The following is a 13,572-nucleotide window of genomic DNA, read 5'->3' as shown; positions in this document are numbered from 1 at the left end:
GGCTCCTTTCCGACCGGGGCGCATCAGCCCGCCGTAGGGCGCAGCGCCGCGCCCCAGGGGAAGCGGCCGACCTTTATGGTCTTCACCGGCTTGCGTTTCGCCACGTCGATCACCGTGACGTCGCCCGAGACGCCGTTGGTGGTGAACAGCAGCGAGTGGTCGCTGTTGAAGGCCATGTGCCAGACGCGGCGACCGACCAGCAGGTAGTCCTCGACCTCGTAGGTGTCGGCGTTCACCACCGCCACTTGGTTCGCCGGACCCAGCGCGACGAAGGCGGTCTTGCCGTCGGGCGTCAGTTCGAAGCCGACGGGCTGGAGGCGGTCCTCATGGACGCCGGTGATGGAGAAATGGATCTTGGCCTTTTCCGCCTGGGTCGCGCTGTCGAAAACGGTGACCGAGCCGCCTATTTCGGCGGACACCCAGAGCTCGGCGCCGTCCTTGACGAATTCCGCGTGCCGGGGCCGGGCGTCGACCAGCGTGTTGGCGTAGATCGTCTCGGTCTTCGTGTCGATCCAGTGCGCCATGTTGGTGGTCTCCGAGGTGGTGATGACCGTGGCACCATCGGGGCTCACGGCCATGCCCTCGGGCTCGATGCCGACGTCGATCTGTTCGATGACGCGTCGGGTCTCGGTGTCCACGACGGTGGTGATCGCGTCGTCCTCGTTGGCGATGTAGAGCCGCCGGTCGTCGGGGTGCAGCACGAACTGCTCGGGGTCCTCGCCCGACGGCAGGTCGTGCAGGATCTCGCCCGAGACCGGGTCCATGACCTGCACCGCGTCGCTGTCGGAGGCGCAGATGTAGACCTTCGAGAAGTCGTGGCTGAAGGTGATGCCGCGCGGGCGCTCACCTGTGGGAATGGTGCGGGTCACCTCGAGCGTGGCGACGTCGATCACGCTGATCGTGTCGTCCTTCTCGTTGGTGATCCAGATCTCGTCGGCCGTGGCCGGAGCGGCGAGCAGCGCGAGCAGGGCGGTCAGTCTCAGCATGTCGGGGTCCTCAGAATGCGGTGCAGGCGGTCTCGGGGGCGTCGCGCCCCAGCGTGTCGAGCTCGTTGCCCTGGTGGTGGAAGCCCTCGAGCGGGGCGGTCGCGACGACGGCGCGGTCGGTGACGATGGGAATGGGCTGGCGCATCTGGCCGTTCCAGCGGCGGAAGCTCAGCGGGCTGCCCTTGAAGCCGCCCAGCTCGAAGGCATCCGACAGGATGTAGTCGCGCAGGGGGCCGGGCTCGGTGCTGCCGGTGCGGGTCACGGCTTCGCCGATCGCGCGCACGGCAGCCCAGGCGCCGTAGTCCTCGGGGGCCATGCCGCGCCCGGCGAGATCCGCGAAGCGCGATTGCAGCTGCGCGGCGCCCCACTGCTCGACCACCGGCGCCCAGGCCTGCGGCACCAGTTCCTCGGAGCCGGCGACGGGGCGGGGCAGCCAGGTGTTGTAGACCACGTAGCGGCCGAAGTCGCCGAGCTCGTCGGCCACGAGCAGCACGTCGTGGTCGCCGAAGTCCTGCGTGAAGAGCGGCACCTCGGCGCTGGCGTTGCGGCGCATGTCTGCGTCGAAGTGCCATTCCTTCTCGGCGCGGAGTGTCAGCCGGAACTTTGTGAGCGAGCCGCGCAGGGCGTCGGTGAAGGCGCGATCTCGCGGGTGGTCGCCCGAGATCAGCGCTACGTCGGTCCAGCGCCGCAGCACGAGGAACTGGGCCAGCGCGTCGGTGCGCATGGCCAGCGACGGGGCGGTGTGCAGCAGGTTGGCACGGCAGCCGGCGTCGCGCAGGGTCATGTCGGGGGCGGTGGCGTTGAACAGCAGCGCGCCCTGCGCTTCCGGCAGGTCGGCGATGGCCTGCAGCGTCGCGGCGGGCGCGTCGATCACCATGAGCGGGCTCGAGGCAAGAGCGGCACGCGCCGCGGCGATGGCGTCGCCCCCCTCGGGCACGCGGGTCTCGTCCATCACCCACTCCTGACCGAGGAACCGTCCCGTGGTGGCGTTGTCCGCAAGCCCGAGCCGTGCGCCCTCGAGGCCGAGGTCGGAGGGGGCGGGATCGAGGTTCGACAACACCGGCGGTTGCGGTTGCGCCACCTCGAGATAGGCGATCCGCACGCGCGTCTCGGACGCGGCGGCAACGCCGAAGATCAGCGACAGGATGGCGGCGAGACCGAAGATGCGCATGACAGTTCCTCCCTTTCGCAGAGACTACGCCGGGCCGTGCGAATGCGCCCTAAGACCATGGTCGGAGACACCCCGGTTTCGCGACCAAGGTCCAATATGGAGCCCACGGGGGCCGCGTTAACGAATGTGGAAGCAGTGGAAACGGAGGAGACCCCCATGCCCGCAGTCAAGATGTTCCGCCCCGCCGTTATCGGGGCTGCCGCCGTTGTCGTGGCGGCGAATCTCGCTCTCGCTCATGGCGACGTTGCCCCGCAGCCGGTCGACACCGATGCGCTTCCCGAGGTCGGCGAGGAGTGGCTGACCGAGAACCCCTACCGCGAGGCGGAGGCCGGGCGCGACGTCTGGCTGAAAGCCATCGAGGTCGGCGCGTCGGGCTACAACCAGAACTGCGCGCGCTGTCACGGGCTCGAGGTGATCTCGGGCGGGCTCGCTCCCGACCTGCGTTTTCTCGAGGCCGAGGAATACGGCGACGAGTGGTATGTCGAGCGCTTCCGCCATGGCTACACGCAGAACGGCACCACGAAGATGCCGGCCTTCGGCGAGCTGCTCGGCCAGAAGGCCGCCTGGGCGATCCGCACCTACATCGAGGCGCGCCCCGACGACGCGGTGATCGAGGAGAAGTCGGCCGAGCTGAAGGAGATCCGCGACACGCTTGCGGCCGGCGAGGGCGACGTGGCGGCGCTGCAGGCCCGGCTCGAGGAGATCTCCGGCGAGATCGAAACCCTGTCCGGTGCGCCGGTGGCCGACAGCATCGCGTTCCGCGCGGCCAACCAGCTTGCCGCCGATCCGACCGCCACGGCCCATGCGGCCGAGACGCTGACGATCGGGCTGTCCGCGGCGCACTGAGATGTTGCGGCGTCACCTGATGGCCGCGCTGGCCGGGCTCGCTCTCGCGGGTCCGGCTTTCGCGCGTTGCGAGGACTGGGTGCCACAGCCCAAGCCTCAGAATGCGGGCCGCGACATCGTCGGGCAGGACATCGACCAGATCATCGACCGGGGCTACATCGAGTTCGCCGCTTACGACGATTTCGAGCCGTGGTCCTTCGAGGAGAAGGGCAGGGCGGCCGGCGTCGATATCGAGATCGGCCGGCTGATCGCCGGGGAGCTTGGCGTCGAGGCGCGGTTCCGGCTGGTTCCGGCGGGCGAGAATCTCGACGCGGACCTGCGCAACAACATCTGGAAGGGGCCGGTGATCGGCGGGCGGGTCTCGAACGTCATGCTGCATGTGCCCTATGACAGCGATTACAGCTGCCGGGTCGATCAGGTCGTCTTTACCGGGCAGTATGCTGCCGAGCAGGTCGCCATCGCCTACCGCGAGGATGCCTATCCCGAGGATCCGCCGGTGCCGGCCTATTTCCGCTTCGACACTGTTGCGGTCGAGAACGACTCGATCTCGGACTTCTACCTGACCTCTTTTGCGGGCGGACAGCTGGCAAAGGGCGTGCGGCGCTATCCCGACTACCGCGCGGCGATGGCGGCGCTGGCGGCGGGCGAAACCATGGCCGCCATGGGGCCGCTGGCGCAGCTCGAGGCGGGCGCGGGCGAGGGAATCGCCATCCACCAGCCGCCGCTCGCGGGCTTCGCGGTCAGCCACTGGACCGTCGGGGTCGGGATTCACATGCGCTACCGGGCGCTTGGCTACGCGGTCGACGATGCCATCCGCGCCGGGCTGGAGGATGGACGCATCGCCGCGATCTTCGAGCGCTACGGGCTCACCCACCTGCCGCCCGAGCGGTAGTGCCGGGGCAGGGGTGGGCAAACCCACCTTACGCCGGCCCGCGCGGGTCCATCGTTCCATGGCGACTGAAGAGCGCCCCGCAGTCCCAGAGCAAGGGGTGCGGGGCGCGCTGCGTCTGGCCCCTGCGGCCCCCGCGCCGCAGGTTTTACAGGCCACCTGTCTCAGGGGTGAGACACTTCGCCGGCGCACGCGACCTTGGTCGTGCTGACAGCCCGGGACCGCCCCGGCAGTCTCGCCTCAGACCCCGGGCGGAGGACCCGGGCGCACAGGAGGACAACCATGAACGTCATGACCGAAACCGAAGGCAAATACGCCTCTCCCTTCAAGGCCCGCTACGACAACTTCATCGGCGGGGAGTGGGTTGCGCCGGTGAACGGGCGCTACTTCGACAACATCACGCCGATCACCGGCGCCGTGGTCTGCGAAGTCGCGCGCTCCGATGCTGCCGACATCGAGAAAGCGCTCGACGCGGCCCATGCCGCCCGCGAAGCCTGGGGCAAGACCTCGGCCGCGGAGCGCAGCAACCTGATCCTGAAGATCGCCGACCGGCTTGAGGAGAACCTCGAGATCCTCGCCACGGCCGAGACCTGGGACAACGGCAAGCCGATCCGCGAGACGATGAACGCCGACATCCCGCTTGCCGTCGATCACTTCCGCTACTTCGCCGGCGTGCTGCGGTCGCAGGAAGGCAACATGTCCGAGATCGACCACGACACCGTGGCCTATCACTTCCACGAGCCGCTGGGCGTGGTCGGCCAGATCATCCCGTGGAACTTCTCGATCCTCATGGCGGCGTGGAAACTGGCGCCCGCACTGGCCGCCGGCAACTGCATCGTGATGAAGCCCGCCGAACAGACCCCGGCCGCGATCATGGTGCTGGTCGAGCTCATCGCCGACCTGCTGCCCGCTGGCGTCCTGAACATCGTCAACGGCATGGGCGCCGAGGTCGGCGCGCCGCTTGCGAGCTCGAACCGCATCGCCAAGATCGCCTTCACCGGCTCGACCGCGACCGGCCGCAAGATCATGCAGGCCGCGACCGAGAACCTGATCCCGGTCACGCTCGAGCTGGGCGGCAAGTCGCCCAACATCTTCTTCAGCGACGTGATGGCGCAGGACGACGCCTTCCTCGACAAGGCGGTCGAAGGCTTCGTGCTCTTCGCCTTCAACCAGGGCGAGGTCTGCACCTGCCCGAGCCGCGCCCTGATCCAGGAAGACATATACGAAGAATTCATGGCCCGCTGCATCGAGCGCGTGAAGGCGATCAAGCAGGGCGACCCGCGCGACATCGAGACCATGGTCGGTGCCCAGGCGAGCCAGGAACAGCAGGACAAGATCATGTCCTACTTCACCATCGGTCGCGAAGAGGGCGCCGAGGTTCTGGTCGGCGGTGATGCCGCGCGCTTCAACGGCGACCTGTCGAACGGCTTCTACATCCAGCCGACGATCCTGAAGGGCCACAACAAGATGCGGGTCTTCCAGGAAGAGATCTTCGGCCCGGTGGTCTCGGTCACCACCTTCAAGGACGAGGAAGAGGCGCTGCACATCGCCAACGACACCATGTACGGCCTCGGCGCGGGTGTGTGGACCCGCGACGCGAACCGCTGCTACCGCTTCGGCCGTGCGGTCGAGGCAGGCCGCGTCTGGGTGAACAACTACCACGCCTACCCGGCACACGCGGCCTTTGGCGGCTACAAGCAGTCGGGGATCGGACGCGAGAACCACAAGATGATGCTGGACCACTACCAGCAGACCAAGAACATCCTGATGAGCTACAACCCCAACAAGCTGGGCTTCTTCTAGGGGCTCCTCCCGCCCGGGGCGCGCCCTTGCTCCAGCCCCGGGCGCACAGGGTGCCGGCGCGATCCCCGCAGGTCGCGCCGGCACTGTGGCAGCGTCTTTCCTCCTCCCCTCCGGAAGACGCTGCCACCTCTCGGACCAAGGTCGTATCGGCAGTCCGGCACCCGCCCGCTAGGGTCGTTTCATGCGGCTGATCCTCGCCTTCCTTCTTTTCGCGTCCACCATGCTCCTGCCCGGGACGGGCAAGGCGGCGCCGCTCGACCGCGAGGCAATGTCGGAGTTCGTCTACGCGCCCTACGTGCTGGGCGAACCCGTCAACGACAAGGGCGTGTGGGAGCTTTTGAACTCCGGCGGCGGGCTGGCGGGCTATGCCTTCGAGACCATCCTCATGGCGCCGCTTCCCGGCTTCTCCGGCGCCCCCATCAACATCTTCGCGATGCTCGATCTCGACGGACGCTTCCTTGATGTGCGGCTGATCGACCACAACGAGCCGATCTTCGTCTCGGGGTTGGGCGAGGCGCCGCTGCGGCGTTTCTTCGAGCAATACGCCGGACACGCGATCTCGGAGAGCATGGTCGTGGGCAACGCCTACGGTCGCGGCGATGGCGGCTCGGCGCTGGTCTACCTCGACGGGGTCACCAAGGCGACGGCAAGTGCGCGCATCGCCCACGAAAGCCTGATGGCCGCCGCCCGCGAGGTGGCGCGCGAGACGATGCAGGGCATCACGACCGGCCCCCCGGCGCATCCCGATCCCGACCACGACGAACAGCTTTCCTGGAGCGATCTCGTGGCCGAGGGGATCGCCACGCACGCGGTGGTCTCGAATGCCGAGTTGCAGGCGCGGTTCGACGGGACCATCTGGGCCGACGACGACCCCGAGGCCACGGACGCACCGGACGACGCCTACCTCGATCTCTGGGTGGTCGATCTCGGGCCGCCGTCCATCGCCCGCGCCGCGCTGGGCGCCGAGACCTTCGCGGAATTGCAGCGCTTCCTGTCGATCTCGCCCGACGAAGAGCCGATCCTGCTGATCGAGCGCGGGCGGCACGGGCTGGTCTCGCCCGAGTTCGTGCGCAACACCGCCCCCGACTGGCTTTCGGCCGAGCAGGACGGGCTGCCCATCGCGCTGCGCGACGCCGACCTGCTGGTCGAGCTGGCCGAGGGCGTTCCGGACGGCACCGCGATGATCCTGCGCACCGACCGGCGGCTGGGCTTCGACCCCTCCCGCGAGTGGACGCTCAAGGTCGAGGCGGTGCGCGAACACGGCATGTTTCAGCCGCAGATCGGGCGCGAGGAGCTGCTGGTGTCGCACGCCACGCCCGAACGCTTCTTCGAGCGGCCGGGGCAGGTGGCGCCGCTGTCTCCGTGGCGCGAGGCAATCCTTGGCCGGCAGACCGATCTCGTGCTGCTCTGCGGTTTCCTGATCGCGCTGCTGCTCGCCGTCGGGCCGGCGCAGAACCGGCTTGCGGGGCTGACGCTCTTCACGCCGGTTCGGCTGGGCTTCCTTGCGGTGATGACCGGTTTCGTCGGCTTCTGGGGGCAGGGGCAGCTGTCGATCGTGACCGTGCTGGGCGTGCTGCGCGCCGCCCTCGAGGGCGGCAGCTTCGCCTTCCTGCTATACGATCCGTTCTCGGCGCTGGTCTGGGCCGCGGCCATCGCCGGCTTCGTGCTCTGGGGGCGCGGTTTCTTCTGCGGCTGGCTCTGCCCGTTCGGCGCGTTGCAGGAGTTCGCGGCCCACTTCGGCCGTCTGCTGCGCCTGCCGCAGATCGAGCCCTCCGCCACCTGGGACCGCAGGCTGAAGGGGCTGAAATACCTCGTCCTCTCGGGACTGGTCGGGGTGGCCTTCCTCGCGCCCTCGGGCATCGACACCGCCGCCGAGGTCGAGCCGTTCAAGACCGCGATCACCACCGGTTTCCAGCGGGAATGGTATTACGTCGCATGGGCGGTGGGGCTGCTGCTGCTGAGCGCGGTGCTGTTCAAGGGCTTCTGCCGCTACCTCTGCCCGCTGGGGGCGGTGATGGCCATCGGCGGGCTGCTGCGCGGGCGCGACTGGATCGCCCGGCGGGCGGAATGCGGATCTCCCTGCCAGCTGTGCAAGGTGCGCTGCCGCTACGGCGCCATCGAGCGGTCGGGAAAGATCGCCTATTCCGAGTGTTTCCAGTGCCTCGACTGCGTGAAGATTCACGATGACCCGCAGCAATGCGTGCCGCTGGTCCTGGCGCAGCGGGAGCGCAAGCGGGCACCGGCGCCCGAAAGTGACGGAGTGCCCGCCGAATGACCCTGAGCCGTCGCCGCTTTCTCGCCATTTCCGCCGCGATGCTCGGCGCGGGTCCGGCGCGCTCTGCCGCGACGCCCGCGCGCTGGCGCGGCGTGGCCCTTGGTGCCGAGGCCGAGATTACCATCCACGGGCCCGGCGCCGAGCGCGCGCTGGCCGAGGCGCTCGCGCTCGTCCGCGCGGTCGAGGCCGAGTTCAGCCTCTACGATCCGGGCTCCGCGCTCTCGCGGCTGAACCGCGCCGGCCGGCTTGCGCCGTCGCCCACGTTCGCCGAGCTTCTGGGGCTGGTCGACCGGGTGCACGCCGCGACTGGTGGCGCCTTCGATCCCACGGTGCAGCCGCTCTGGGAGGCACTGGCGCGGGGCGGCTCGCTCGGGCCCGCCCGGGCCGCCGTCGGCTGGGAGCGGGTGCGCCTCGGGGGCGGCGAGGTGCGGCTCGGAGCCGGGCAGGCGCTGACCTTCAACGGCATCGCGCAGGGGTTCGCCACCGATGCGGTGGCCGACATGCTCGAAGCGCGCGGCTTTGGCCGGGCGCTGGTCGACATCGGGGAACACCGAGCGCTCGGAGGGCCGTGGCGGGTCGGTCTCGCGGACCCGGTTGCGGGCTACCTCGGGACGCGTACGCTGGATATGGGGGCCATTGCCACCTCGAGCCCGGATGCTCTGAGGCTCGGCCTAGAGGGTCACATACTCGACCCGCGCGGCGGGAGGGGCACCCGCTGGTCGACGGTCAGCGTCGAGGCGACGCGGGCCGCCATCGCCGACGCGGTCTCGACCGGGTGCTGCCTGCTGGATCTCGCGCAGATCGGCGCGGTGATGCGCCGGCTACCCGAGATCAGCGCGGTGACACTTGTCGATGCGGACGGAAACCTGCGGAGCCTGCGGGCGTAGCTCGGCGGAGAAGCGGTTGAAAAACCACCCTACGCATCTGAATTGGTCCCTCAGGGCGCCAGGCGAGGCTTGGAGCCGCCGGTCACTCCCCGAGGCCGAGCCTCTTCATCCGGCGGTAGAGCGTCGCCCGACCGATACCGAGCGCGCGGGCGGCCTCGCTGACGTTGCCGTCGGCGCGGGCGAGGGCGCGGACCACCGCCGCGCGCTCGGCCTTCTCGAACCCGCTCGGGCCGTCGTCCAAGCCGAAAAGATCGGCGGCAGGGCGCGGTTTCAGCGCGCCCCTGATCTCGAGCCCGAAGGCGCGGCGGGCGCCCCGGGTCGCGCCGATCACGAGATCGTCTCCATCCACGGCCAGCAGCACCGAGGTCTCGCCGTCGTCGCTGTCGCCCATGACGATCCGCGCGGCGGGAAAGGAGGCGCGGAAGAAATCGGCCTCGATGGCGCGCGCGGTCTGCGCCACGGTGGCGCCGATCAGCCGGTTGAACCCCTCGGTCTGGTCGGCCCGCGCCGAGGACACGTCGAGCGCGCCCAGCACACCGCCGTCGGGGCCGAAGATCGGCGCGTCCATGCAGCTCATGCCGATGTTGCGGGCAAAGAAATGGTCGCCGCGATGGATCGTGACCCGGCGCGTCTCGGCAAGGCAGGTGCCGATGCCGTTGGTGCCCTCGGCGGCCTCGCTCCAGTCGGCACCGGGGCAGAGCCCCCAGTCGGCGAATGTGCCCGCGTCGGCGTCGGCGCAGCGGCGGTCGATCACCAGCCCCGAGGCATCGGTCAGCAGAACGCCGCAGCCCGAGCTGCCGACCAGCCCGAAAAGCTGGTCGAGCTTCGGCGCCGCCACCATCAGGAACGGCTCGAGCCCCGCGCGCCGGTCGGCCAGCGCGGCATCGCCCAGCCGCGTGCGTCCCCGGCTCGAGGCCGGGTCGAGGCCGTAGTGCTGCATCGAGCGCCGCCATGACGCCGCCAGCGGGGACCGGGCCGCGGCCTTGCCGGAGGCCACGGTCTCCACGACCTTGTCGATATGCTCGGTTGTCGGGGGGATGGCAGATCTCCTGTCGCCGGGAAACGTGGCATGGGCGCGGCAAGCGTAACGCCGCGCCGGCGCGGAAGAAATGCGACCAAATGAGGAGGCGCGCCGGGGCAGCCCGGGCCGCCCGTCGCATGTGCAGGCGGAACGCGCCCGCCGCGCTTTGCCCTGCCGCGTGTCCACCGGACTTTACATCCCCCGGCAACCCGGCTCTGGTGATCGCCACGACCTCTTCGGCACAACGCGCGGACTGATCACATGGCCATCACGGCAAGCATCCATCACCTCACGCACTACAAGTACGACCGCCCCGTTTCGCTGGGCCCGCAGCTCATCCGGCTGCGCCCGGCGCCACATTCGCGGACCCGGGTGATCTCGCATTCGCTCAAGGTCGGCCCCGAGCAGCACTTCGTGAGTCACCAGCAGGACCCCTACGGCAACTGGCTGGCGCGCTACGTGTTTCCCGAGCCGGTGACCGAGTTCAAGATCGAGGTCGATCTCGTTGCCGACATGACGGTCTACAACCCCTTCGACTTCTTCGTCGACGAGGAGGGCGAAACCTGGCCCTTCGAATACCCCGAGGAATTCCGCAACGATCTTCAGATCTACCGCCAGCCCGAGCCGGTCGGTCCGCATCTTGCCGACTACATGAAGACGATCCCGCGCGATCCGGTGAACACGGTCAACTTCCTCGTCGACATCAACGCGAAGCTAGCGAAGCACATCGACTACATCGTGCGCATGGAGCCCGGCGTGCAGACGCCCGAGGAAACGCTGCAGCACAGGCGCGGATCGTGCAGAGACACCTCGTGGCTGCTGGTGCAGATCCTGCGCAACCTCGGCTTCGCGGCGCGCTTCTGCTCGGGCTACCTGATCCAGCTGAAGCCGGACCTGCAGGCGCTCGACGGGCCGTCGGGCACGGATCACGATTTCACCGACCTGCACGCCTGGTGCGAGGTCTTCCTGCCCGGGGCCGGCTGGATCGGGCTCGATCCGACCTCGGGGCTGCTCACCGGCGAGAGCCACATCCCGCTGGCGGCGACGCCGCATTACCGCAACGCCGCCCCGATCACCGGCGGATTCTCTGCCGTCGGCAATCCGCACGTCGATTTCGACTTCGACATGACGGTGACGCGCGTGGCCGAACATCCGCGGATCACCAAGCCATTCTCGGACGAGTCCTGGGAGGCGCTCGACGCGCTGGGCGACAAGGTCGACGCGGCGATCCGCGAGCAGGACATGCGGCTGACCATGGGTGGCGAGCCGACCTTTGTCAGCATCGACGATTTCGAAAGCGCCGAGTGGAACACCGCCGCCGTGGGCCCGACCAAGCGCGACCGGGCCGACCTGCTGATCCGCAGGCTGCGCGACCGGTTCGCACCGGGCGGCTTCCTGCATTACGGGCAGGGCAAGTGGTATCCGGGCGAGACGCTGCCGCGCTGGACCTTCTCGCTCTACTGGCGCCGCGACGGCAAGCCGATCTGGAAGAACGCGGATCTTGTCGCGCGCGAGACGGCGACCGGCGCCTCCGCCGACGATGCCGACCGCTTCATGTCGGCCTTCGCCGAAAACCTCGGGCTCGATGCGGATTACGTCCATCCGACCTACGAGGACCCGGTCGAATGGATCCTCAAGGAGGCGGACCTTCCGGCCAACGTCACCCCCGAGGACAGCAAGCTCAAGGACCCCGAGACCCGTGCCCGCATCGCCCGTGTGTTCTCGCGCGGGCTCGAGACCGCGGCAGGCTACGTGCTGCCGATCCAGCGCTGGCAGTCGAAGGCGCGCCCCGCGACGCGCTGGCGGTCCGAGCACTGGAAGACCCGGCGCGGGCACCTGTTCCTCATTCCCGGCGACAGCCCGGTGGGCTTCCGCCTGCCGCTCGGGGCGCTGCCCTACATCCCGCCGTCCTCATATCCTTACGTCTACCCGACAGACCCGACGGTGCCGGTCGAGGCGCTGCCCGACTTCCACGCAGAACGCGAGGAAAAGCGGCGCGCGCTGATGGAGGAACTCGAACGCATCGCGCGCGACGAGGCCCGCATGGCCCGCGAGCAGGCCGCCGAACTGCCCGAGGTGACGCCCGGACACCAGCAGCCGGTGAGCGAGGCGCGCGACGCAGGCCCCCGGCAGACCATCATGGAGCAGGGCGTCGACCCGGCGGGCGGGCAGGTGCGCACCGCCATCGCCATCGAGCCGCGCGACGGCCGGCTGTGCCTGTTCATGCCGCCGGTCGAGGACCTCGAGGACTATCTCGAGCTGCTGGCCACCGCCGAGGAGACCGCCGAAGCGCTGGGCCTGCCGATCCACATCGAGGGCTACACGCCGCCGCACGACAGCCGGATGAACGTCATCCGCGTCGCGCCCGACCCGGGCGTGATCGAGGTGAACATCCATCCCGCGCACAGCTGGGAGGATTGCAAGCAGATCACCAACGGCGTCTACGAGGAGGCCCGCCAGACCCGTCTCGGCGCCGACAAGTTCATGATCGACGGCCGGCACACCGGCACCGGCGGCGGCAACCACGTGGTGGTGGGCGGCGAGACGACGCTCGACAGCCCGTTCCTGCGGCGGCCCGACCTCATGCGCTCGCTGATCCTCTACTGGCTGCGTCACCCGTCGCTGTCCTACCTGTTCTCGGGCCTCTTCATCGGGCCGACCAGCCAGGCGCCACGGATCGACGAGGCCCGGCACGACAGCCTCTACGAGCTGGAGATCGCGCTGTCGCATTTCCCGCGCCCCGAGGAGGGGCCGCCGCCGCAGCCCTGGCTGACCGACCGGCTGCTGCGCAACATGCTGATCGACGTGACCGGCAACACCCACCGGGCCGAGATCTGCATCGACAAGCTGTTCTCGCCCGACGGGCCGACCGGACGGCTCGGGCTCGTGGAATTCCGCGGCTTCGAGATGCCGCCCGACGCCAAGATGTCGCTGGCCCAGCAGGTGCTGATCCGGGCGCTGCTCGCGCGGTTCTGGAAGGAGCCGGTGCAGGGCCGGCCGGTGCGCTGGGGCACCACGCTGCATGACCGCTTCATGCTGCCCTATTTCGTGTGGGAGGACTTCCTCGAGGTTCTGCGCGATCTCGGGTCGCACGGTTTCCACTTCCGCAGCGAGTGGTACGAGGCCCAGAAGGAGTTCCGCTTCCCCTTCGCCGGCGAGGTCGACTACAACGGCGTGCACCTTCAGCTCAACCAGGCGCTCGAGCCGTGGCACGTGCTGGGCGAGCGCGGCGCGATCGGCGGCACTGTGCGCTACACCGACAGCTCGGTCGAGCGGATGCAGGTGCAGCTCACCGCGACGGACCCCGACCGCTACATCGTCACCTGCAACCGGCGGCCGGTGCCGCTGGCCGGAACCCGGCAGAGCGGCGTGAAGGTGGGCGGCGTGCGCTTCAAGGCGTGGCAACCGGCCGAGGCGCTGCACCCGACGCTGCCGGTGAACGCGCCGCTGGTGTTCGACATCTTCGACACCTGGACCGGCCACGCGCTGGGCGGTTGCACCTATCACGTGGCGCATCCGGGCGGCCGCAACTACGACACCTTCCCGGTCAACACCAACGAGGCCGACGCCCGCCGGCTTGCGCGATTCGAGAAGATGGGCCATACCCCCGGCTCTTACTGGCCCGCACCCGAGCATCCGCATCCGGAGTTCCCGATGACCCTGGACCTGCGCCGAACGCCCGGGCTGTGACTCG

Annotated in this window: 9 protein-coding genes; 6 read left to right on the top strand and 3 right to left on the bottom strand. The window is 69.2% G+C overall.

Annotation, left to right across the window (positions count from 1 at the left end):
* Positions 1-23 precede the first annotated feature (23 nt).
* A complete protein-coding gene (locus D6860_RS08380) occupies positions 24-986 on the bottom strand; it encodes a YVTN family beta-propeller repeat protein (protein ID WP_076622346.1) in 963 nt (320 codons plus the stop codon).
* Positions 987-996: 10 nt separating this feature from the next.
* On the bottom strand, positions 997-2,157 hold the full coding sequence (locus tag D6860_RS08375; protein WP_076622345.1) for an ABC transporter substrate-binding protein: 1,161 nt from the start codon (positions 2,155-2,157) through the stop codon (positions 997-999).
* 156 nt (positions 2,158-2,313) lie between these two features.
* On the opposite strand from D6860_RS08375, the gene pedF reads away from it, so the two are divergent.
* The 5 genes from pedF to D6860_RS08350 all read left to right on the top strand — a co-directional run bounded on the left by pedF (position 2,314) and on the right by D6860_RS08350 (position 8,857).
* Positions 2,314-3,003 carry a cytochrome c-550 PedF gene (gene pedF / locus D6860_RS08370; protein ID WP_017469624.1) on the top strand — a complete coding sequence of 230 codons (690 nt, stop codon included), beginning with the start codon at positions 2,314-2,316 and terminating at the stop codon, positions 3,001-3,003.
* Positions 3,004-3,022: 19 nt separating this feature from the next.
* Positions 3,023-3,895 carry a substrate-binding periplasmic protein gene (locus D6860_RS08365; protein ID WP_076625238.1) on the top strand — a complete coding sequence of 291 codons (873 nt, stop codon included), beginning with the start codon at positions 3,023-3,025 and terminating at the stop codon, positions 3,893-3,895.
* Between the two features lie 279 nt (positions 3,896-4,174).
* The gene (adh, locus tag D6860_RS08360; RefSeq protein ID WP_017467839.1) at positions 4,175-5,695 is read left to right on the top strand and encodes an aldehyde dehydrogenase; all 1,521 of its coding nucleotides are present in this window, start codon (positions 4,175-4,177) and stop codon (positions 5,693-5,695) included.
* A gap of 181 nt (positions 5,696-5,876) precedes the next feature.
* On the top strand, positions 5,877-7,970 hold the full coding sequence (locus tag D6860_RS08355; RefSeq protein WP_076622344.1) for a 4Fe-4S binding protein: 2,094 nt from the start codon (positions 5,877-5,879) through the stop codon (positions 7,968-7,970).
* Entirely contained in the window at positions 7,967-8,857 is an 891-nt protein-coding gene (locus tag D6860_RS08350) for an FAD:protein FMN transferase (RefSeq protein ID WP_083697737.1), read from the top strand. Before D6860_RS08355 ends, D6860_RS08350 begins: the two co-directional genes overlap by 4 nt.
* Positions 8,858-8,939: 82 nt before the next feature.
* Here the strand turns inward: D6860_RS08350 and D6860_RS08345 are convergent, their stop codons facing one another.
* Entirely contained in the window at positions 8,940-9,797 is an 858-nt protein-coding gene (locus D6860_RS08345) for a helix-turn-helix domain-containing protein (RefSeq protein WP_076625236.1), read from the bottom strand.
* Positions 9,798-10,139: 342 nt separating this feature from the next.
* Here D6860_RS08345 and D6860_RS08340 point away from each other — a divergent pair, with 342 nt between their 5' ends.
* Positions 10,140-13,568, top strand: coding sequence for a transglutaminase family protein (locus D6860_RS08340; protein ID WP_076622343.1), 3,429 nt, complete (start codon positions 10,140-10,142; stop codon positions 13,566-13,568).
* The last annotated feature ends 4 nt before the right edge of the window (positions 13,569-13,572 follow it).

It is taken from the genome of Salipiger sp. D13 (genome assembly GCF_003703915.1).
Classification (GTDB): Bacteria; Pseudomonadota; Alphaproteobacteria; order Rhodobacterales; family Rhodobacteraceae; genus Salipiger; species Salipiger profundus.
Note: the sequence above shows the minus strand (reverse complement) of the source record. Positions and strands in the feature narration are given on the sequence as shown.

Bases quoted from the DNA above. Each gene is read 5' to 3' on its own strand.
- D6860_RS08340 (WP_076622343.1), top strand. From the start codon at position 10,140: ATGGCCATCACGGCAAGCATCCATCACCTCACGCACTACAAGTACGAC.
- D6860_RS08375 (WP_076622345.1), bottom strand. From the start codon at position 2,157: ATGCGCATCTTCGGTCTCGCCGCCATCCTGTCGCTGATCTTCGGCGTT.
- adh (WP_017467839.1), top strand. From the start codon at position 4,175: ATGAACGTCATGACCGAAACCGAAGGCAAATACGCCTCTCCCTTCAAG.
- D6860_RS08380 (WP_076622346.1), bottom strand. From the start codon at position 986: ATGCTGAGACTGACCGCCCTGCTCGCGCTGCTCGCCGCTCCGGCCACG.
- pedF (WP_017469624.1), top strand. From the start codon at position 2,314: ATGCCCGCAGTCAAGATGTTCCGCCCCGCCGTTATCGGGGCTGCCGCC.
- D6860_RS08345 (WP_076625236.1), bottom strand. From the start codon at position 9,797: ATGCAGCACTACGGCCTCGACCCGGCCTCGAGCCGGGGACGCACGCGG.
- D6860_RS08355 (WP_076622344.1), top strand. From the start codon at position 5,877: ATGCGGCTGATCCTCGCCTTCCTTCTTTTCGCGTCCACCATGCTCCTG.
- D6860_RS08350 (WP_083697737.1), top strand. From the start codon at position 7,967: ATGACCCTGAGCCGTCGCCGCTTTCTCGCCATTTCCGCCGCGATGCTC.
- D6860_RS08365 (WP_076625238.1), top strand. From the start codon at position 3,023: ATGGCCGCGCTGGCCGGGCTCGCTCTCGCGGGTCCGGCTTTCGCGCGT.